A 21372-nucleotide genomic window follows, 5' to 3' on the forward strand; every position below is an offset into this window, starting at 1 on the left:
TCAGCCCTTGATGCCACTGGTGTTGATCCCCTCGACGAGCATCCGCTGGAACGCGACGAAGAACAGGAAGACCGGCAGCAGCGACAGCACCGACATGGCGAACATCGGGCCGACCGCGCTCTGGCTGGTCGAGTCGATGAACAGGGTCAGCGCGACCGGGACGGTGTAGTCCTCCAGTTGGGACAGGAAGACCAGTTGGCGGAAGAAGTCGTTCCAGGTCCAGATGAACGAGAAGATCGCCGTGGTGACCAGCGCCGGGCGGCTCAGCGGCAGGATGATGTGCCGGAAGATGCCGAACGGGCCGGCACCGTCGATGCGGGCCGCCTCGTCCAGCTCCCGGGGTACGCCCCGCATGAACTGCACCATGAGGAAGACGAAGAACGCCTCGGTGGCCAGGAACTGCGGAATGAGCAGCGGCAGGTACGGCCAGTCACCGCCGACCAGCCCGAGCGTGCGGAACAGGATGTACTGCGGCACGATCAACACGTGCTGGGGCAGCAGCAGCGTGCCGATCATGACGGCGAACCACATGCCGCGCAGCCGGAACCGCAGCCGGGCGAAGGCGTACGCGGCCAGCAGGCAGGAGAGCCCGTTGCCGATGACGGTGAGCAGGCTGACCATGGCGCTGTTGAGGAAGAACCGGCCGAAACTGACGTCGAAGTTGGACCACCCGGCGGTGTAGTTGCCCGGGGTGAACCGTTCGGGCAGCAGCCCGACGTTGTTGACGATCTCCTCCTGGGACTTCAGCGAGGTGCCCACCATCCAGATCAGCGGGTAGAGCACCACGGCGACGATCGCCACCAGGATCAGCAGTCGCAGCACGGGCCGGCCGCCGGGGCGTCGGCGCGCGTTCGGCGGCGCTGCGGTCGTCGGGGTCACCGCCACCATCACCGGTCCTCCCCGTCGGAGTAGTGCACCCAGAACCGTCCGGTGCTGAAGAAGATCGCAGTGATGACCGCGATGGCGAGCAGGAACACCCAGGCCATCGCCGAGGCGTAGCCCATGTTGAGGTCGGTGAAGCCGGTGATGTAGAGGTTCAGCGTGTACATCAGGGTGGAGTCGACCGGCCCGCCGGTGCCGTTGCTGAGGACGAACGCGGCGGTGAAGCCCTGGAAGCCGTTGATGGTCTCCTGCACCAGGTTGAAGAAGATGACCGGGGACAGCATCGGCAGGGTGACGTTGCGGAACTGGCGGAACCGGCCGGCCCCGTCGACGGACGCGGCCTCGTACAGCTCGGTGGGCACCTGCTTGAGCCCGGCCAGGAAGATCACCATCGGTGCGCCGAACTGCCAGATGGCCAGCACCATCAGTGTTTCGAGGGCCCAGTCGGGGTCGTTGACCCACGGTTTGCCGGTGATGCCGAAGAGACTCAGCAGCGAGTTGAACGCGCCGTCGCGGTTGAACATGTTGACCCAGACGATGGCCAGCGCGACGCTGCCGCCGAGCAGGGACGGCAGGTAGAACAGCCCGCGGAACAACCCGACGCCGCGCCAAGCGCGGTTGAGCAGCAGCGCCACGCCGAGCGCCGCGGCCAGCTTCAGCGGTACGGCGATCAACGCGAAGGTCAGCGTGACCCGCACCGCGTGCCAGTACGACGGGTCGGCGGTGAACATCCGTTCGTAGTTGGCCAACCCCACCCACTGCACCTCGGAGAAGGGGGTGAGGATGTCGTAGTCGGTGAAGCTCAGGTAGAGCGACAGCAGCATCGGGATCGCCGTGACACCCATCAGGCCGATGAGCCACGGCGACAGGAAGACGTACCCCGCCAGACCTTCGCTGTGCCGGATCCGTCCGGGCCCACGCCTCTGCGCGTGGGCCCGCACGGATCCGGGGCCGCGTCGGGTCGGGTCGGGCGCCGTGGTCAACGCCACGAACAGCTCCTCTCCTCGCCTCGCGAGGCGGTCAGGCGATGGCGGACTTGCACGCCTCGATGAACTGGGTGGCGGCCTCGGCGGGGGTGGCCCGGCCGTACTGTGCGTTCTCGGCGGCCTTGATCAGCTCGGACTTCACCTTGCTGTGTCCCTTGATCGGCACCTGCGGCGACTTGCCGAACTTCTGGGTCAGCTCGGCCTCGACGGCGATGGACTGCTTCATGGCCGGGTCGGTGGTGTCGTCGCTGACCACGCGACGCAGGTCCAGGTTGGACGGCAGGCCACGGTCGGTGCCGAGCAGCTTGACCGCCTCCAGGTCGTTGTTCAGGAAGTTGATCACGTCGACGGCGACGTCCTTGTTCTTGCTGCCCTTGAACACCGACCAGTACATCGAGGCACGGGCCCACTGCGCGCTCGGGTCACCGGGGTAGGCGATCACGCCCAGCTCGTCCTTGGTGTTCTTCTTCAGGTCCGGCATCTGGTTGGCCCAGACCCAGGAGGTCGCCGACTTGCCGGTGACCACCAACTGCTTGGTGACGTCGCTGGAGTTGCCCTCGTGGATGACGTCGGCGCTCGGGGTGGCCTTGCGGTCCCGGGCGCCCTTCCACAGGTCGAACCACTTGGTCACGTCCTCGGCCGTGAAGCCCAGCTCCTTGCCCTTGTAGAGGTCCTTGCCCTGTTGGCGCAGCCAGACCCAGAACGCCTTGTAGTCGGCGCTCGGGTCCTGGGTGCCGGGCACCTTTGTCTTCGCGGTGACCTGCTCGGCCCAGGCGATGTGCTGCTCCCAGCTCATCCCGGTGGTCGGCTCGGGCAGGTTGTGCGTGGTCAGCAGCGTCTTGTTGTAGACCAGACCCTGGGTGTTCTCCCCGGCGGCCAGGCCGGCGAGCTTGCCGTCGACCACGCCGTACTGCCACAGACTCTCGGGGAACTTGGAGGTGTCCAGCTTCCCGGACTCCTGGTAGGAGGTCAGGTCGAGCGTGGTGTTGCGGGCCGCGTACTCGGCGAGGTAGTTGTCGTCGATCTGGAACAGGTCCGGCGGATTGCCGCCGGCGGTGAGGGTGGCCAGCTTGTCGAAGTAGCCCTGGTTGGCCTGCCAGGTCTTCTCGAAGGTCACGTTCGGGTGCTTCTTGGTGTAGAGCGCCAGCGCGTCCTCGGTCAGCTTGGCCCGGGCGTCGCCGCCCCACCAGAAGACGGAAAGCTTGACCGGCGCGTTCGGATCGGCGGATCCGCCGTCGTCTCCGCAGGCGGCAGCGCCGAACATCAGCGGTGCGGCGACCGTCACGGCGAGCAGGCCACGCAGCAGGTGCCGCCGGGGCAGCGGGGTACGGTGGGCGCGCCCGACGGACGCGTCAGTGGTGGGGGGCGTTGCGGGGTGCATGTGCGCTCACTCCTCGGCATTAGGAGGCGACGGCGTCACCGGTGGCAGCAGTCGGGATGCCCGGGTCCGCAGGGCAATGCGGGCCCGGGCCACGTGGTGCGGCCAGGGGACGTGCCGGTCGGGCGTACGGGCCCGGGCCGGTCGAGTCGCGGATGACCAGGTCGGTCTGGAGCATTACCTGTGCGGTGGTACGACGGACGCCGAGCGCCGTGCCGGCACCGGACCCCCGCGCACCGCGCGGTGACTCGATGTCCTGTTGCAGCAGCATGTCGACGGCCGTCCGGCCGGCGGCCCCGGTGGGTGTGGCCACCGTCGTCAGTTTGGGGCGGGTCAGCCGGCTCAGGGTGATGTCGTCGACCCCGACGACGCTCACCTCCTGCGGCACCCGGACCCCGAGCGCGTCCAGCCCCTCGATCAGGCCGATCGCCATCAGGTCGTTGTAGGCGAGCACTGCCGACACGCCGCTGCGTCGCACCTGCTCGGCGACGGCGGAGCCGCCGACCTCGGTGGGCGCGTTGGGGCCGAGCATGGTCAGCTCCGCGCCACCGGCTCGGGCGGCCGCGCCGGCGGCACGGCGCATCTCCCGGTTGGTCCACGAGCTGCGCGGTCCACCGAGCAGCGCGATGCTGCGGTGCCCCAGGCCGACCAGGTGCTCGATCGCCGACCGGGCGCCCTGCCCAACGTCCATCAGCACGCAGGGCAGACCGGTCACCTGGCGGTTCACCACGACCAGTGGCACCTCGCGGCTGAGCTGCTCGATCAGGCTGTTGCTCATCCGAGGGCTGCACAGCAGCACGCCGTCCACCTGCTTGGCCAGCGCGTGGACCAGCTCTTCCTCGGCGGTCGGGTCCTCGTTGGTGTCGGCCACGAAGACGTGGTAGTCGCGGTGCCGGGCCTGACTCTCCGCCGCCTTGATCAGCGGCGGGAAGAACGGGTTCGCGATGTCCGCGATGATCAGCCCGATGTTGTGCGTCCGCCCGGTGATCAGGGCCCGGGCGGCGCGGTTGGGCCGATAGCCCAGGTCCTCCGCGCAGGCCAGCACCCGGACCCGGGTCTCCGGGTTGACCAGGTGTGGGGCGGAGAAGGTGCGGGACACGGTGGAGATGTGCACACCGGACGCCCGGGCGACGTCCCGGATGGTGACTGGCACGGCGGCCCCTTCGTCCGATGTGGTGGCGGTCACGCAGGTGTGGCCCATTAATGCAAACGGTTGCGCCAGTGTCAACGGTCAATGATTACGGCTTCGTTGCACCCACACTCCCCTTGGTCACCTGCAACCTCCCAAACGCCGACAAATGACGCCGATCATGCCGTCGTCGTTGACGTGAACGCATCGATCGTGATTACTTCACTGCAAACCTTTGCAGCACCCACGGGAGGCGACCGCATGTCACCGAGAGCCGCCGGACGGGTCCGGTACGCCGTCGTGGGCACCGGCGCGCGAGCCGAGATGTTCGTCCGGGCGCTGGTGCTCGACCACGCCGACACCACCGAGCTGGTCGCCTTCGCCGACGTGAACCAGGCCCGGATGGACGCGCACAACCGCTGGCTGGGCGAGCTGGGTCACCGCCCGGTGCCCACGTACCCCGCCGGTGACTTCGCGACCATGCTGGACTCCGAACGCGTCGACGTCGTCCTGGTCACCAGCGTGGACGTCACCCACGACGAGCACGTGGTGGCAGCGCTGCGCGCCGGCCGGGAGGTCGTCACCGAGAAGCCGATGACAGTGGACGCGGCCCGCTGCCGGCGGATCCTGGACACGGTCACCGAGACCGGCGGGCGGGTGACAGTCGCCTTCAACTACCGCTACAACCCGCTGCACGAACAGGTTCGCCGGCTGCTCGCCGAGGGCGCGGTCGGCGAGATCGGCTCGGTGCACTTCGAGTGGCTGCTCGACGTCCGCCACGGGGCCGACTACTTCCGCCGTTGGCACCGCGACAAGGCCAGCTCCGGCGGGCTGATGGTGCACAAGGCCAGCCACCACTTCGACCTGGTCAACTGGTGGCTGGCCGCCACGCCCGTCGAGGTGTACGCGGCCGGTCGACTCTTCTTCTACGGCGAGGACGGTCGCCGGCACGGGTACGCCCGCGACTACGACCGGGCGCACGGCTCCCCCGCCGCCGCCGACGACCCGTTCGCCCTGCGGCTGGACGCGCATCCCCGCCTGCGCGAGCTGTACCTCGACGCCGAGGCCGAGGACGGCTACCAGCGCGACCGCAACGTCTTCGCGCCCGGCGTGAGCATCGAGGACGACATGGCGGTGCTGGCCCGCTACTCCACCGGCGCCACCATGACCTACCACCTCACCGCGTACGCGCCCTGGGAGGGCTACCGGGTGATGGTCAACGGCAGCCGGGGCCGTCTGGAGCTGAACGTGGCCGAGAACGACTACGTCGACCGGGGCACCGCCGGCGCGGTCAAGGGCGCCGCCCTGCACGGTGCCGAGGCGCCGGCCGAGGGCGGTGGTGCGACGCTTACCCTGCGCCCGTTCTGGGCCCCGCCCCGGCAGATCCCGGTGGAGGGTCGCAGCCGGCACGGGCACGGCGGCGCGGATGCCCGGATGACCGGGGTGCTCCTCGGCGGTCAACCCGACCCGTTGGGCCGCGCCGCGACCGCCGACGACGGCGCGTTGGCCCTGCTCACCGGTCTGGCCGCCAACCGGTCCTTCGAGACCGGCCAACCCGTCCGCGTCGCCGACCTGCTCACCCCCCGCTGACACAGGAGACGAGGAGCCCCACTCCGTGCCCACGTTCGACCACACCGACCTGCTCCTGCCGCCCGAGCCGGGTCAGCGCGCGCTGGCCCGGGAGCTGTACGCCCTGGCGGCGGAGCAACCCATCGTCTCGCCGCACGGGCACGTCGACCCGGCCCTGCTCGCCGAGGACCGACCCTTCCCGGACCCGGCGCAGTTGCTCATCGTGCCCGACCACTACCTGACCCGGATGCTGCTCAGTCAGGGCGTACCCCCGGCGGATCTGGGGGTGCCCACCCGCGACGGCAGCCCGGTGGAGACCGACGGTCGGGTGATCTGGCGACGCTTCGCCGCGCACTGGCACCTGTTCCGGGGCACCCCGTCGCGACTGTGGCTGGAGCAGACCTTCCGCACCGTCTTCGGGGTGCACACCCCGCTTCGCCCGGGCACCGCCGACGCCATCTACGACGAGATCGCGGCCCGGCTCGCCGAGCCGGAATTCCGGCCCCGGGCGCTGTTCGAGCGGTTCAACATCGAGGTCCTCGCGACCACCGAGTCGCCGCTGGACGACCTCGCGCAGCACGCCAAACTCGCCGCCGACGGGTGGGGCGGGCCGGGCGGCCGGGTGGTCACCACGTTCCGCCCGGACGACGTGGTGGACATGGAGTTCGAGGGCTGGTCGACCAACGTGGACCGTCTCGGCGACAGGGCCGGCGAGGACACCGGCACCTACGCCGGCTATCTGGCGGCGTTGCGGGCCCGACGCGCCGCGTTCATCGCCGCCGGCGCCACCTCCTCCGACCACGGCCACCCCACCGCGCGCACCCTGGATCTGAACCCGGCCGAGGCCGAGCGGCTCTACGACCGGGGCCTACGCGGCGAGGCCGACGCCGCCGACGCGGAGGCGTTCCGGGCGCACATGCTCGTGGAGTTCGCCCGGATGTCGCTCGACGACGGCCTGGTCATGCAGCTACACCCGGGCGCGGTGCGCAACCACAACCGGTGGTTGCACGCCCGGCACGGTCGCGACGTCGGCGGCGACATCCCGCAGGCCACCGAGTACGTGCACGCGCTCGCCCCGCTGCTGGAACGCTACGGCAACGACCCCCGGCTGCGGCTGGTGCTCTACACCCTCGACGAGGACACCTTCACCCGCGAGCTGGCGCCCCTCGCGGGCGGGTACGCCGCGCTGCTGCTCGGCGCGCCCTGGTGGTTCCTGGACTCCCCGGAGGTGCTGCGCCGGTTCCGGGAGGCGGTGACCGAGAGCGCCGGCTTCTACAACACCACCGGGTTCGTCGACGACACCCGGGCGTTCTGTTCCATTCCGGTACGCCACGACGTGGCCCGCCGGGTGGACGCCGGCTTCCTGGCCCGGCTCGTCGCCGAGCACCGACTGCCGATGGACGAGGCCGCCGAGACCATCGTCGACCTGGCGTACCGGCTGCCCAAGCGGGTCTTCAACTTCGGGAAAGGCGAGTAACGGTGACGGTGACCATCACCTCTGTCGAGGTGCACGACGTGCGGTTCCCCACCGCCGCCCGGGGCGACGGCTCCGACGCGATCAACCGGGGCGACTACTCGGCGACGTACGTGGAGCTGGGCACCGACGCCGGCCCTGCCGGCGCCGGGTTCACCTTCACCAACGGCCGCGGCAACGAGATCACCTGCGCGGCGGTGCGTGCCCTGGCCCACCACGTCCAGGGGCGCACCATCGAGGAGATCACGGCCGAGCCGGTGGCGTTCTGGCGCTCGCTCAGCGCCGACGTGCAGCTGCGCTGGCTGGGCCCGGAGAAGGGCGTCATCCACATGGCGACCGGTGCGCTGGTCAACGCGGTGTGGGACCTGCGGGCCACGCTGGCCGGCAAGCCGATGTGGCGATTCCTCGCCGACCTGCCCACCGACGAGCTCGTGGCGAGCGTCGACTTCAAGCACATCACCGACGCGCTCACCCCCGACGAGGCCGCCGCCATCCTCGACAAGGGACGCGACGGGCTGACCAACCGGTTGGCCACCCTCGAACGTGACGGATTCCCGTCGTACACCACATCGGTCGGGTGGCTCGGCTACCCCGACGACAAGGTGCGGGCGCTGACCCGGCAGGCGTACGCCGACGGCTGGCGGGCGATGAAGATGAAGGTCGGCGGCCCGCTCGCCGACGATCTGCGGCGGGCGCGGATCATCCGGGAGGAGATCGGCCCGGACGCGCTGTTGATGATGGACGCCAACCAGGTCTGGGACGTCGACGAGGCGATCACCGCGATGGCGGCGCTGGCCGAGGTGGACCCGTACTGGATCGAGGAGCCCACCCACGCCGACGACATCCTCGGGCACGCCCGGATCGCCCGCGCGGTGGCCGGGTTGACCGGCGGTCGTTGCCGGGTGGCCACTGGGGAGGTGGCCGCCAACCGGGTGATCTTCAAGCAGCTGCTCCAGGCCGAGGCGATCGGGGTGATGCAGGTCGACGCCTGCCGGGTCGGCGGCGTCAACGAGGTCCTGGCCGAGCTGCTGCTGGCGGCGAAGTTCGGCGTGCCGGTCTGCCCGCACGCCGGCGGCGTGGGCCTCTGCGAGTACGTCCAGCACCTGGCGATCTTCGACTACCTGCGGGTGGGCGCCGGTCTGGACGGTCGGATGATCGAGTACGTCGACCATCTGCACGAACACTTCGTCGACCCGGTGCGGACCCGCGGTGGCCGCTACCTGCTGCCCGAACGGCCCGGCTACAGCGCCACCATGAAACCCGCGTCGATCGCGGAGTTCCGCTTCCCGGACGGCCCGGCATGGCGGTGACCGTCGGGGCCTCCCGGCTCGGCCTGGGCATGCTGCGCCGGCTGCCCGCCGAGGCCCGCCCGCTGATCCGGCCGGGCACCGTGCCGACCGGCGTCGTACACCTGGGGTTGGGCGCGTTCCACCGGGCCCACCAGGCGGTCTTCACCGAGGCGGCGGTCGGCGCGGCCGGGGGTGACTGGGGCATCGTGGCCGTCGCGCCCCGCAGCACAGCGGTGGTCGAGGCGATCGCCGCCCAGGACAACCTGTTCAGCGTCAGCGCCCTCTCCGCGGCCGGCAGCTCCACCCGGGTGGTGGGTGCACTGAGCGGGGTCCGGCACGCGCCCAGCGACCCGGACGCCGTGGTGGCGTTGCTCGCCGACCCGGCGGTCCGCGTGGTGACCCTGACCGTCACCGAGAAGGCGTACCACCTCGACCCGGTGACCGGCAGACTGTCCCCGGACTCGGCGCTCGCCGCGGACCTGGCCGGCGGCCGAGCGCCGACCACGGTGCCGGGGCTGCTGCTGCGCGGGCTGGCCGCCCGGGCCGCCGCGGACGCCGGGCCGGTGGCTCTGGTGAGCTGCGACAACCTGCCGGCCAACGGTCGTCGACTGCGCGGCATGCTCGACCAGGCGGTCGGCCGGGCCGGCGGGGTGCCCGCCGGGCTCATCGAGTGGGTGGCCGGCAACGTCACCTGCCCGGGCACCATGGTGGACCGGATCGTGCCGGCCAGCACCCCGGAGACGATCGAGGCGGCCCGGCGGGCGCTCGGCGTGACCGACCTGGCCGCCGTGGCCGCTGAACCGTACGCGCAGTGGGTGATCGAGGACGACTTCCCGGGCGGTCGGCCCGGCTGGGAGTTCGCCGGGGCGGTGCTCACCGACGACGCCGGCCCGTGGGAGCGGTTGAAGCTGCGCGCCCTCAACGGGGTGCACTCCGCCATCGCCTACCTCGGGGCGTTGGCCGGTCGGGAGACGATCGCCGACGCGCTGGAGATCCCGCACCTGCGTGACGTGCTGCGCCGGCTGATCGCCGAGGATGTGGCGGCCAGCTTCACCCCGCCGGACGGGGTGCGGGTGGTCGACTACGGCGAGCAGGCCCTCGCCCGTTTCGGTAACCCGGCGATCCACCACCGCACCCTGCAGGTGGCTATCGACGGCTCCCAGAAGCTGCCGCAGCGCGTCCTGCACACCATCGCCGACCTGCGCGCGACCGACCGGTCCGCGCGCTGGGGCGCGCTGGTCGTGGCGTCCTGGTTGCGCTTCGCGCTGGGGTACGCCGACGACGGCCGACCGTTGCCGTTCCAGGACCCACTGGCGGGGCCGATCCGGGCCGCCCTGGACGCCGGGTCGCAGAGCCCGGCGGGCGCTGTCGACGCGGTCTTCGCGCTACGCGACGTCATCCCGGTGGAGGTGGCCGAGGACGACGAGGTCCGCGCCGATGTGATCGCCTGGCTGACCGCGTTGGAGCGGCACGGCGTCGAGGCCACCCTGGCCGGTGCGCGGTGAGCGGGTCCACCCGGGCCGGTCGGCGGTGAGCGGGCCCACCCCGCCGCCCCGGGTCGCGGTGATCGGGGCGAACGGGCACGGGCGCTGGCACCGACGGGTCATCGCGCCCCTGCACGCCGCCGGTCGGCTGCGGTTGGTCGCCCTGGTCGACGTCCGACCGGTGGAGGACGACCCGGCCGCCCCGGTGCCGCCCGGGGTGGCGGTGTTCACCGACCACCGGACGATGCTCGCCGCCACCCGACCGGAGGTGGTGGTGATCTGCACGCCTCCGCACACCCATCTGGCGATCGCCCGCGACGCCCTGGCCACCGGCGCGGATCTGCTGCTGGAGAAGCCGCCGGTGCTGTCGCTGGCCGAGCACGAGGAGCTGACCTGGGCCCTCACCGCCGCCGGTCGGGTGGCCCAGGTCGGCTTCCAGGCGCTCGGCTCGGCGGCCCTCACCGCGCTGACCGACGCGCTGGCCGCCGGCCGGCTGGGCACTGTCACCGGCATCTCCACCGTCGCCGCCTGGCAACGGCCGGACGCCTACTACGCCCGCTCCCCCTGGGCCGGTCGACGGACCGTGGACGGCCGGCCGGTGCTGGACGGCGCGCTCGTCAACCCGCTCGCGCACGCGGTGATGCAGTGCCTGGCGGTCGCCGAGGGGCTCGCCGGGGCGACGCCGTGGCCGGTCGCGATCGAGGTGGAACGCTATCGGGTCCGGCCGATCGAGGTGGAGGACACCGCCGTGTTGCGGGTCCGGTTCCGCGCCGGGCCGCCGGTGCTGGTGGCGGTGACCCTGGCCGCCGAGGAGTTCGTGGCGGGCGAGGTGGTGGTGACCGGTACGACGGGGCAGGCGGTGCTGGAGTACCCGACCGACCGGCTGCGCCTGCCCGGGGACGTGGTGACCCGCCGGGTGCCGGGGCGGCTGGGGCTGCTGGAGAACCTGCTCGCCCACCGGGTCGATCCGTCGGGCGTGCCGCTGATCGCGCCGCTGGCCCGTACCGCGCCGTTCACCGCGCTGCTGGACGCGTTGCGGCCCGCGCCGGAGCCCCGGCTGCTCGACGGCGAACTGGTGACCACCCTCGGCGAGGGCGGGGAGCGGGTTCGCCACCTGCGGGGCGTCGTCGACGTGTTGCGCCGGGCGGCCGAGCGGGGGGCGCTGCCGAGCGAGCTGGGGGTGCCGTGGGCCTCCGGCGCGTACCGCGCCGAGCTGGCGGGACAGACGAACAACCGACAGGTCCCATGATCACCGAACGGAGTGAGTCGATGCGCAGAGTCCTCGGCGGCGCCACGGTTGTCGCCCTTCTCCTCGGCGCCGCCCCGGCCGCCGCCGCTGCCCGTCCGGACGTCCCGTCCGCCGACCGGCTCTCCTGGTTGGCCGACCACCTCGGCCGGCAGACGCTGCCCGAACGCGACGGTTGGGCGGCCGACGGCCCCGGCACCACCGGCGGCTCGGCGGCGACTCCCGAGCGGACCCGGGTGGTCCACAGCCGGGCGGAACCGGTCGCCGCGCTGGGCGGCGACAACGCCGGCAACGCCGCCGACGCCACCCCGAAGCTCATCTACGTCGACGGTGCGATCGACAGCTTCGAGGGGCCCGGCGGCGCGCCGCTGAACTGCGCCGACCTGGCCGACCCCGGATACCGGTTGGACGCCTACCTGGCCGCGTACGACCCGGCGGTGTGGGGACGGGTGCCACCGAGCGGGCCGTTGGAGGAGGCTCGGGTGCGTTCGGTGACCAACCAGACCCGGCAGACCCAGATCAACGTCGGGCCGAACACCACGATCGTCGGGCTGCGCGGCGCTCGACTGACCGGCCTCACTCTCATGATCGATCGGGCGTCGAACGTCATCGTCCGCAACCTGACCCTCGTCGACGCCCGGGACTGCTTTCCCGCCTGGTCGCCGACCGACGGCGAGGCCGGCAACTGGAACAGCCAGTACGACCAGATCTCGGTACGCCGCAGCGAGAACGTCTGGGTCGACCACAACACCTTCACCGACGGCGACAACCCGGACAGCGCCCAGCCGGTGTACTTCGGTCGGCCGTACCAGGTGCACGACGGGTCGCTGGACGTGACGCACACCGCCAGCCTGGTCACCGCCTCCTGGAACCGCTTCACCGGTCGGGACAAGCTGCTGTTGATCGGCTCGTCCAACACGGTCGGCCCGGACGTGGGCCGGCTGCGGTTCACAGTGCACCACAACCTCTTCGACGGCGTCCTGCAACGGCTGCCCCGGGTGCGTTTCGGTCAGGTCGACGTCTACAACAACCACTACCGGCTCGGTGGGGACGACTTCCAGTACGCGCTCGGCATCGGTGTCCAGTCGGCGATCTACGCGCAGAACAACTTCTTCACAGTGGACGCGGCGGTCGACCCGGCGGACCTGCTCTACGACTGGGGCGGCACCGCGGTGACCGAGCGAGGCTCCTGGGTCCGCCAGGGCGGCGGCGCGGCCCGACCGGTCGACCTGCTGGCGGCGTACAACGCGACACATGACCCCGACCTGGCCGCGGACGCGGGCTGGACGCCCACCCTGCGCCGCGACCCCGTGCTGCCAGCGCCGCTGGTCCCCCTCCTGGTGGGCCCGCTCGCCGGCGCCGGCCGGCTGCCGATCTGACGGCTCGGCGCGCCCGCAACTCGCGGTCGGGTCGGCGACGTACGGGCTCATCGATCTGGTGAAGATCGGCTATAAGTGACGCATGGACTTCCCGCCGCACCTGGGCAGCATGCCGATGCACGCGATCACCGAGATCCACGGCGAACCGGGCCTGCTGGAACGTTTCCGGTTGGAGGTCCAGCACTTCGACGATGTCGCCCGGGCGCGGTTGACCGCCGCGCTCGACCTCGCCGCCGAGTTGCACCGCGACGATCGACGCGTCCGCGAGCCGTACCTGAACCACCTGCTGCGGGTGGCGATCAGGCTGATGCACCACTACCAGGTGCGGGACGTGGACGTGATCGTCGCCGGTCTGTTGCACGACGCGGTGGAGGACCATCCGGTCGAGCTGGCCGACGGCGAGCCGGGCACCGACCCGACCGGGGCCGCGCTCGCCGCGCTCGCCGCACGGTTCGGGCCCCGGGTGGCCACCCTGGTCGCCGCCGTCACCAATCCGGTGTACGACCCCGAGCGGGACCGCAACGCGCAGTACCGGGAGCATCTGGCGGTCAGTCTGGACCGGGAGCCCTGGGCCCGGGTGATCAAGGTGTCGGACTTCACCGACAACGGGGTGGGCGTGATCCACACGGTCGGGCCGAAGGTGATCTCATCAGCCCGCAAGTACCGCCCGCTGGTGCCGCTGTTCCGGGACCTGATCGGCCGGCCGGACACCCCGTTGTCGCCCGCGGTGAAGCGGCACATCTTCGGCCAGCTGGACCTTGCCGAGGAGCGGTTCAGCGCCATCCTCGACCAGCCCGCGTCGAACTGACGGCTGTCGCGTCACCCGACCGGGTTCGGCGACAGGTTCGACGAACTGCGAGAAAGACTCGGGCCTTACGGTTGGTTTGCGCCAGATGAGAGGAATGCACCTCTCGACTGATTTCGGCGTGTCACCAATCGAGAGGATTCGGACCATGCGCGACCTTTCCCGTCGCGATCTGCTCAGGGCGACGGCCGTCGGCGCCGGAGCGGTCGCTGTCCCGAGCGTGATCGCCGGCAGCTCGGCCATCGCGGCCGACGGTCCCGGGTGGCCCTCCGACACGACGTTCCCGCCGGCTCAGCTGACCGGACGGATCGTCCGCCCGCAGAGCCCCGACTACGCGGAGGCCAGCCTCGGCTGGGACGAGCTGTTCGTGCACTATCCGCTGGTCATCGTCTTCGCCCAGGAGACCCAGGACGTGGTCAACGCGCTCACCTGGGCGCGGCAGCACGACGTCGCGCTGCGGGTACGCAGTGGCCGGCACAACCTGGAAGGCTGGTCGAACGTCGACAACGGCATCGTGATCGACGTCAGCGAGCTGAAGGACGTCCACATCGACACCGCCACCCGCACGGCGAAGGTCGGCGCGGGGCTCACCCAGTCGGAGGCGGTGACCGCCCTCGGCGAGCACGACCTCGCGGCGACGACGGGCACGGAGGGCACCGTGGGCCTCTCCGGCGCCACCCTCGGCGGCGGCTTCGGCTTCCTCACCCGCTACCTCGGGATGGCCTGCGACAACCTGATCGGCGCGGAGATCGTCGTGGCGGCGGACGCCGACGGGGCGAAGGTGCTGGAGGTGGACCAGTGGAACTACCCGGACCTGCTCTGGGCGCTGCGCGGAGCGGGCAACGGCAACTTCGGGATCGTCACCTCCCTGACCTACCAGGTCGCTCCGCTCACCAGCGTCGCCTACCTGCAGGTGACCTGGCCCGGTCTCGGCGACCTGCACGAGGTCTTCGACGCCTGGCAGCGCGTAGCGCCCTTCACCGACCCGCGCCTCGGCAGCCAGGTCGAGGTCCACCCGGAGGAGATCCTGCTCTTCGCGGTGCTCGCGGACGGGTCCGAGGCGGAGGCCAGGAGGCTGCTGGCGCCGATCCTGTCGATCGGCAACCCCACTGTCACCGTACAGATCGGCGGCTGGGGCGACGTCTACGCCGGCTTCCAGATCCCGACCGGGGACGAGCCGGCGAACTGGAAGTTCTTCTCCCAGTTCACCCGCGAGCCGTTCCCGGCGAAGGCGGTCAGCATCATCAGCGAGTTCATGCGGAAGGCACCGTCACCCGACAGCAACTTCTTCACCCAGGCCTTCGGCCGGGGGGCGCAACGACAGGAGCCCTTCGGCGGCTCGGCGTTCCCGCACCGCGACGCGCTCTTCTACTCGGAGCCCGGCGCGGGCTGGGGCACCCGCGGTGAGCCCGACAGCGGCGACGCCATCACCCCGATCGCCCAGACCTGGATCGCCGAGTTCAGCCAGGCACTGCGGCCCTACGTGGACGGCGCCTACGTCAACGTGCCGAACATCGGCATGGCCGAGTGGGAGAAGGCCTACTGGGGGCGCAACTTCCCGCGGCTAAGCAAGATCAAGGCGAAGTACGACCCGCACAACGTCTTCCAGTACGAGCAGAGCATCCCGCCCGCGACGCACTGACCCGGAGGACCGGCGGTGCGGATGACACCGACCCGCACCGCCGGGCCGCCACACATCGTGAGTCTCCGTTGCCGTTGCCGCTTCCGTTGCCGCTGACGGCAGGGCTGGGCGGCGGTCACGATCGCACTGCCTCGTCGAGGACGACGCGCAACGGATGCGGGGCGCTGGCGGCGAGGTCGCCGAGCACGGCGAGCAGCAGACCGTACTGATCAGGCGGCTCGTCGACCAGCAACTGGCCGGCGTCGGTGATCAGCAGGGTGAGCGGACCGGTGTCGAGCCGGTCCCGGAGCACGTCGGAGAGGGCGTCCCAGGTGTTCCCCAGGTACGTCGGCAGGGCCAGCACGGCGGCGAGCGCGGCGAACAGACCGGCCCTGGTCCGCGTCGTCGTTCCGGCCAGCACCACCGCGCCGGGCACCTCGAGGGCACCGTCGCGGCAGACGATCAGCCAATCGGGCACCCGACCCGCGTCCTCGTCGACCATGACGTTCCTCCTGATCCGATCGGTGCGAATTGCGGCGGCGCGACGACGTGGGGCCGACCCGCCGCGGCCGACCGGCCCCTATGCCACTCAGAGCCGGTAGAAGTCGGTGTAGTGGTTGGGCGAGAACCAGGTGACGCCGGTGCTGCGGTTCACCACGATCCGATACGCGTCCCGGGCGGCGCCCTGGGTGCGCGGGTAGACGTCGTACTCGTGGTAGGTGGCGTTGGCGGGCAGTTGACCCTCGTAGTTGTAGAACTGGCCGCCGGCGAAGTTGGACTTCCCGCCGCTCCAGGAGTACCAGCCTCGGCTGGTCGGGAACCCCTTCGCCGACCAGCCCGAGCGGGCGGTGCGGGCGTCCGCGCAGCGGCTCATGGTGCAGGAGCTGTAGACCGCCGCCGAGGCCGGGTCGGTCAATCGAGGCGAGGCCACGGATGGGCCGACCAGTGCGGCGGCGACCATGGCGAGGAGCAGGACGAGGGTGGTGGTACGCCGGCGGATCGCGCCGAGCGTGGCCAGCGGGGACACGAGGGTGGACACAGGCTGCCTCCAGACCATCCAATTCATCGATCCGTGTGATTGTCGGATCGGACCCAGTCTCACCGTTGACGGCCGACGGCAACACCCCTCGGCGCCCCAACTGCTCCACAATGCTCGGTGAACCGCGAATGATCTGTTTCGGCGCACCCGGGCAGGATGTCGTCCGCGGTCGACAGCCACCCGACGCGCACGACCTGGATCGTGTCGACATGCCAACCGCTCGGCGACGGCGTGGCGGCGGACATATCGGTCACCGGTTGTTAGCGTGAAACGCGGATCCGTGACCGTGGAGGGGTGCCATGACGGACGCCCCCGACGGGAGGCCCAGGCCCGCGGACCAGTGGCGACACCGGGGCGTACGCGGGTCGACCATCGCCCGCGACGCCGCTGTGCGTGGCTGGCGGTGGTGGGCTCGTAGCTGGGATCGGCTGGTCGCCGCACTCCAGGACGAGGCACCCGTCGGCTCCGCTGCCGCGCCGTCGCCATCCGGTCCACTCGTCGAACAACGCGACGCACCCCGGCTGATCGCGGTCCCCGCACGCGGGTACGTGTACTCGTTCTACATCCGCGCCACGTTCGCCTGGTCGTCACCGGCGAGCCTGCGGTCCGAGGTGCTGAGCTGGTACGTGCAGTACTTCCAACCGAACGCGATCCAGCGTCTGACCCGGCTGGCTGCCGACGCCGCCCGGGACCTGCCCCCACACCGGGCCGGAGACCTGGAGGTGGCGTTGCAGCGGGTGCTCGACGAGGACCCGCTGTGGCAGTACCAACGGGGCGACATCACGCTCACCTGCCGCCCCTACGCCGCCGTACGACTCGACGAGCGGATCATGCCGGCGCTTCAGCCGCACGTCGACCGCCTCGTCAAGCTGGAATACCAGTTCGACGAGCAGATCCGAAAGGCCCGGTACGCCGAGGAGCTGAGCCGTCGGTGGACGGCCATCCTGGACGATCACACGGACGACGACGACCTGGCCGACGCCCGCGACCACATGCTCACGGCGCACCGAGAAGCCGCGCGGTGGATCGCCGACCTCCTGCACCGCCACGCCAACCCCTCACCAGAGCCGACACCAACGCCGAGGATCCCCCCACAACAGACCCACCCCACCCCCGCCCCGGCCCCACCAGCCCCCGAGTAGCTCCCCCTCTCCCCCCTCTCCCCCATGATCAAGTGATGAAAAGTAGGTGTGAAGGGCCTGTGGGAGCTATTTCTCATCACTTGATCATGGAGCGGGTGCGGTTGGCGAGGATGGCGAGGGTCTCCTGGCGGACCTGGACCGGATCCGTGATGAGGCGGCGGTGGCTGAAGCGGACGACGACGATGCCGACGGTGGCGAGCAGGGCGTCGCGGCGGAGGTCGATCTCGCGTTCGGCCGGGTCCCCGTGGCTGGTCGCGCCGTCCAACTCGATGTTGACCCGTTCCGCCTCGGCGAACATGTCAAGGTAGATCGTCCGGGAACCGACCCGTACCCGCGCCTGCCGGGTGAACCTCGGCATTCCCGGTCCGGTGAAGACGTGGTCGTGGCCCCAGATCTCCAGCGGGCTGCGACACCCGGCGGCGAGCCGGTCCAGCAGACCGCTCAGTGCCCCACGGTCGGGCATTCTCGCCACCTCGGCAAGGGCAGCGGCCAGGCGCGGCGGCGTGGTCATCCGATCGTTGACGGCACGGATGAGCAGACTCGATCGGTCGATCGGCGGCAGCAGCGGCCAACAGTCCACCAGGGTCCGGTCGAGCCGGGTGACCGGTAGTCCTCCCCGTGTCACCACCTGCGGCGGCGTGACCGCGAAATCGGACCGGTGGGCGACGACCAGATGCGGCCGGTCACGCAGGCCCGATCCTCGCGGCAGGTCGAGATACACCGGCTCGCCCGGTGGCTGGCGGCGTAGACCCCACACGTCGAGCGCGGTCAGGCGGCTCAGCGCCCCACGCTCGTCGACGTACGCCAGCGCAGCGCGTCGGGCGACATCCCGCTCGACCCGGGCCAGCATCGGCAGGTCGCCGTTGGGATTGCGGATCAGCGCGGCGTCGCCGTAGACCCCGGGCAACAGTCGGATCAGCAGGTCCGCCCGCCGCGCGGTCTGGATCGTCCACGCCGGGGCCTCCCTAAGCATGTCCCGTCGGGTGACCAGCCCATCGCCGCGGACGAGGAGAGATTGAATCCGCGCATCCACCGCCTCACCCTGGCGTGAAGCGCAGTCCTGCGAGGGCTGCTGTGGACAGCGGAGGCACCTGTGGACAGCCGCTCGGGCCGCGGTCGATTGTGGTAGGCACCCGTCAGGGCCCTTGGCGCCGGCGCACTCAGGTGGTGGGCACCTCCGGCATCGCGGTTGACCGGTCGACCAACGCCTGCCGCAGCGTCGCGGACTGCTCCACCGACCCCCCGCGCACCCCGAGACTGCGCCGGGCCGCCCGGTAGTACCCGTCGCGGGCCTCGTCGACGCGGGTCAGCATCCCCGCCACGTCCGATGGCGGCTCGACGATCCCACGAGCGAGCCGTTCTACCTGCCAGATCGCGTCCCGCCAGTTGGCGGCGGCCGCAACAGTCGGCTCGTCGCCGAGCATCAACAGGTTCTCCCAGACGATGGTGCGCCGGGTGTCCGCCTCAGCCAACCGGACCAGCCCCTCCTCGCGGTCGATGGGGTGGCTCCGCGAACCCGGCCGGTGGTCGGCTGTGAGTCGCAGCGCCACGGCGTGACTCTCCTTGAGGGCGTGCGCGTAGTCGACGTACGCGTCGAGCCGCCGCTCGTCCCAGCGGACGCTCTGGCTGCGACGCCATCGGGCGCGGTCGGCGAGGGAGGTGGCGAGGATTGTGCCCACGGTGCCAACCAGGACACCGAGGAGCGCCGGAAGCTGCGTCAGAAGGTCGCTCACGCGCTCGAGGCTGCCAGCCCCAGGCAACCTTGTCCGCAGCGCGGTCTCTTGTGGACGTGCCGGAGGCACGCTTCCGGTGACGCTGAAATCCGACAGCCAGAGGCTTTTCTGTCAGAGTGACAATAAGCCTATGGTCGATCCATGCCTGACGATCACTGGGTACCGCCGACTGTTCTCATCGCGGTCGACCTCGTCATCCTCACCTTGCGGGAATCCTGCCTACATGTGCTGTTGATCGAGCGCGGGGTTGAGCCCTATCAGGGCGCCTTGGCCCTACCGGGCGGGTTCCTCAGCCACGAGAAGGAGGATCTCGTGACGGCCGCCCATCGGGAGCTTGCCGAGGAGGCTGGGTTGGGGCCGGATCAGCTACACCTCGAACAGCTCGGTATCTACGGTGCCCCGGATCGTGATCCACGAGGGCGAGTAGTTTCCGCGGTCTACCTGGCCATCGCCCCGCGACTACCCGAGCCGATTGCCGGTTCTGACGCGACCCAGGCGTGCTGGATCCCGGTGGCGCAGGCGCTGTCCAGCACCGCGCAACTCGCCTTCGATCACGAGCAGATCCTGACCGACGGTGTCGACCGGGCGCGGGAGAAGTTGGAGCGCTCGGCGCTGGCCACGGCCTTCTGTGGTCCGACCTTCACCATCGCGGAGCTTCGGGACGTCTACGAAGCGGTATGGGGCGTGGCGCTTGACGCGCGGAACTTCTACCGAAAAGTGCAGAGCGTGGATGGCTTCATCGTTCCCGCAGGCCCAAGTCGCAAGACCGAAGGAGGCCGTCCCGCTCGCCTATTTCGCCCTGGTCCTCGTACCGCTCTTCACCCTCCGATGACCCGCCCCCACGGCCCGGCAGACAAGGAGACAGTGTGAACACGAACAGCAGCCCCGTCGTGATCCTCACGGCGCTGAACCTCGAGTACGAAGCGGTCCGAACCCAGTTGACCGACCTCCAAGTGCACCGGCATACGGCTGGCACCCGCTTCGAGGTCGGCCGGATCAAACAGAGTGGTTGCCTGGTCGCGCTGGGACTGGTCGGTAAGGGCAATCACCCCGCAGCGGTGCTCGCGGAGCGGGCGATGGCTGAGTTCTCTCCGGTCGCTGTGCTGTTCGTGGGGGTTGCCGGTGGTCTATGGCCCAATATCTGCCTCGGTGACGTCGTCGTCGCCAGCAAGATCTACGCCTACCACGGTGGCACCAGTGAGGACGACGGTCTGAAAGCCCGGCCAAAAGCATGGGAGATTCCTCACGAGGCCGACCAGATCGCCCACCACGTCGCCAGGTCTGCTGCTTGGCGTCGCGGCCTTCCGGCTGGCGAAGCACCTCGGGTCTTTTTCGGGCCAATCGCCGCGGGAGAGGTCGTGCAGGACTCGGGGATCTCCGAACAGGCCCGCTGGATCCGCCAGCACTACAACGACGCCGTGGCGATCGAGATGGAAGCGGCAGGTGTGGCCCAAGCGGGTCATCTCAACCGCGCTCTGCCCGTGGTGGTCGTACGCGGCATCAGCGACCACGCGGACGGCAGCAAGGCAGCCTCCGACGGACAGAACTGGCAGCCGAAGGCCGCACGCCACGCCGCCGCGTTCGCAACCGCATTCGCGCGAGAACTGATCAGCGAGACGCCGACCAGCCGAGGCGGCGCAGACCGGGACGGGAGTCCATCGATGCCGACGGCCAATCGCAACATCGCCACCGGAAACGCCCGCGTTGGGTTCCAGGCCGGGCAGATCTACGGCAACGTCACCATCGGCGCCGATGCCGATCGGCCGGTCGACCTGGCAGCAAGCATCGCGGATCTACGGAGCCACCTCAAGCAGGCCCACGTCGACGGACAGCTGGACGAAGAGACATATGCCGCTGCCGAATCGGAACTGGACGCGGCAACGGAATGCGTCGCGGCAGGCGCAACCGAGACGAAGAGTGGCCTCATGGTCGCGCTCAAGCGGTTGCGAGGCCTAGTGGCCGATGTGGCTGGGCTGGCTTCACGGCTTGCGACGATCATCGCCGTGGTGCGGGGGATGTCATGACAACGACGGCCTCGAACATCGCCCAAGGAGACGCGCACGTCGACGTACAGGCAGGCGTAGTCCACGGGGATGTGAACTTCTACCGACTGTCGCCAGACCCTAGACGAGTAAGTCCGAAGTTGGTTCAGTGGTCGTAGGCGATCAGGGATCTCGTCACGGGCTGGCCGGTGGTCCGGTTGTGCCAGATCGCGG

19 protein-coding genes are annotated in these 21372 nt (G+C 70.5%); 11 read left to right on the plus strand and 8 right to left on the minus strand.

The genetic code is table 11. The features are described from left to right. The 4 genes from ACIBEF_RS09990 to ACIBEF_RS10005 are packed head-to-tail and all read right to left on the minus strand — an operon-like array spanning window position 1 to window position 4399. Window positions 1-888 (minus strand): carbohydrate ABC transporter permease, encoded by an 888-nt coding sequence (locus ACIBEF_RS09990; protein WP_396792753.1) that lies wholly within the window; start codon window positions 886-888, stop codon window positions 1-3. Beyond that, window positions 888-1871 carry a carbohydrate ABC transporter permease gene (locus ACIBEF_RS09995; protein ID WP_396792755.1) on the minus strand — a complete coding sequence of 328 codons (984 nt, stop codon included), beginning with the start codon at window positions 1869-1871 and terminating at the stop codon, window positions 888-890. Before ACIBEF_RS09995 ends, ACIBEF_RS09990 begins: the two co-directional genes overlap by 1 nt. A 31-nt stretch (window positions 1872-1902) precedes the next feature. Then, window positions 1903-3249, minus strand: a complete 1347-nt coding sequence (locus ACIBEF_RS10000; protein ID WP_396792758.1) for an ABC transporter substrate-binding protein — start codon at window positions 3247-3249, stop codon at window positions 1903-1905. Between the two features lie 19 nt (window positions 3250-3268). Next, the gene (locus tag ACIBEF_RS10005; RefSeq protein ID WP_238688794.1) at window positions 3269-4399 is read right to left on the minus strand and encodes a LacI family DNA-binding transcriptional regulator; all 1131 of its coding nucleotides are present in this window, start codon (window positions 4397-4399) and stop codon (window positions 3269-3271) included. A gap of 237 nt (window positions 4400-4636) precedes the next feature. Here ACIBEF_RS10005 and ACIBEF_RS10010 point away from each other — a divergent pair, with 237 nt between their 5' ends. The 8 genes from ACIBEF_RS10010 (at window position 4637) to ACIBEF_RS10045 (ending at window position 15263) form a co-directional block, all read left to right on the plus strand. Then, window positions 4637-5965 carry a Gfo/Idh/MocA family protein gene (locus ACIBEF_RS10010; protein ID WP_396792760.1) on the plus strand — a complete coding sequence of 443 codons (1329 nt, stop codon included), beginning with the start codon at window positions 4637-4639 and terminating at the stop codon, window positions 5963-5965. A gap of 25 nt (window positions 5966-5990) precedes the next feature. After that, window positions 5991-7421: a glucuronate isomerase gene (gene uxaC, locus ACIBEF_RS10015; RefSeq protein WP_396792762.1), complete on the plus strand. Its 1431-nt coding sequence runs from the start codon at window positions 5991-5993 to the stop codon at window positions 7419-7421. Between the two features lie 2 nt (window positions 7422-7423). Continuing rightward, entirely contained in the window at window positions 7424-8728 is a 1305-nt protein-coding gene (locus ACIBEF_RS10020; RefSeq protein WP_396792764.1) for an enolase C-terminal domain-like protein, read from the plus strand. After that, on the plus strand, window positions 8719-10212 hold the full coding sequence (locus tag ACIBEF_RS10025; RefSeq protein ID WP_396792765.1) for a mannitol dehydrogenase family protein: 1494 nt from the start codon (window positions 8719-8721) through the stop codon (window positions 10210-10212). Before ACIBEF_RS10020 ends, ACIBEF_RS10025 begins: the two co-directional genes overlap by 10 nt. Beyond that, complete coding sequence (locus ACIBEF_RS10030; RefSeq protein WP_396792767.1) at window positions 10202-11440, plus strand: Gfo/Idh/MocA family protein; 1239 nt, start codon at window positions 10202-10204, stop codon at window positions 11438-11440. Before ACIBEF_RS10025 ends, ACIBEF_RS10030 begins: the two co-directional genes overlap by 11 nt. 20 nt (window positions 11441-11460) lie before the next feature. Beyond that, on the plus strand, window positions 11461-12816 hold the full coding sequence (locus ACIBEF_RS10035; protein WP_396792769.1) for a polysaccharide lyase family 1 protein: 1356 nt from the start codon (window positions 11461-11463) through the stop codon (window positions 12814-12816). Window positions 12817-12898: 82 nt separating this feature from the next. Continuing rightward, window positions 12899-13624, plus strand: coding sequence for an HD domain-containing protein (locus ACIBEF_RS10040; protein ID WP_396792771.1), 726 nt, complete (start codon window positions 12899-12901; stop codon window positions 13622-13624). Between the two features lie 145 nt (window positions 13625-13769). Beyond that, on the plus strand, window positions 13770-15263 hold the full coding sequence (locus tag ACIBEF_RS10045; protein ID WP_396792772.1) for an FAD-binding oxidoreductase: 1494 nt from the start codon (window positions 13770-13772) through the stop codon (window positions 15261-15263). 115 nt (window positions 15264-15378) lie between these two features. On the opposite strand, the gene ACIBEF_RS10050 is transcribed toward ACIBEF_RS10045, so the two are convergent. After that, complete coding sequence (locus ACIBEF_RS10050; RefSeq protein ID WP_396792774.1) at window positions 15379-15744, minus strand: barstar family protein; 366 nt, start codon at window positions 15742-15744, stop codon at window positions 15379-15381. Window positions 15745-15831: 87 nt separating this feature from the next. Continuing rightward, window positions 15832-16281, minus strand: a complete 450-nt coding sequence (locus ACIBEF_RS10055) for a ribonuclease domain-containing protein (RefSeq protein WP_396792776.1) — start codon at window positions 16279-16281, stop codon at window positions 15832-15834. Window positions 16282-16580: 299 nt separating this feature from the next. Between ACIBEF_RS10055 and ACIBEF_RS10060 the strand changes: the two genes are divergently transcribed. After that, window positions 16581-17423 (plus strand): hypothetical protein, encoded by an 843-nt coding sequence (locus tag ACIBEF_RS10060; RefSeq protein WP_396792778.1) that lies wholly within the window; start codon window positions 16581-16583, stop codon window positions 17421-17423. A 76-nt stretch (window positions 17424-17499) separates the two neighbouring features. Here the strand turns inward: ACIBEF_RS10060 and ACIBEF_RS10065 are convergent, their stop codons facing one another. Continuing rightward, entirely contained in the window at window positions 17500-18396 is an 897-nt protein-coding gene (locus tag ACIBEF_RS10065) for a DUF559 domain-containing protein (RefSeq protein ID WP_396792780.1), read from the minus strand. 187 nt (window positions 18397-18583) lie between these two features. Continuing rightward, window positions 18584-19156, minus strand: coding sequence for a hypothetical protein (locus tag ACIBEF_RS10070; RefSeq protein WP_396792782.1), 573 nt, complete (start codon window positions 19154-19156; stop codon window positions 18584-18586). A 141-nt stretch (window positions 19157-19297) separates the two neighbouring features. Between ACIBEF_RS10070 and ACIBEF_RS10075 the strand changes: the two genes are divergently transcribed. Together ACIBEF_RS10075 and ACIBEF_RS10080 are read left to right on the plus strand one after the other, a co-directional pair. Beyond that, window positions 19298-20026, plus strand: coding sequence for an NUDIX domain-containing protein (locus tag ACIBEF_RS10075; protein WP_396792784.1), 729 nt, complete (start codon window positions 19298-19300; stop codon window positions 20024-20026). Then, window positions 20023-21180, plus strand: a complete 1158-nt coding sequence (locus ACIBEF_RS10080) for a purine phosphorylase (RefSeq protein WP_396792786.1) — start codon at window positions 20023-20025, stop codon at window positions 21178-21180. Before ACIBEF_RS10075 ends, ACIBEF_RS10080 begins: the two co-directional genes overlap by 4 nt. Window positions 21181-21372 lie beyond the last annotated feature (192 nt).

Source organism: Micromonospora sp. NPDC050795 (assembly GCF_044456785.1).
Classification (GTDB): Bacteria; Actinomycetota; Actinomycetes; order Mycobacteriales; family Micromonosporaceae; genus Micromonospora.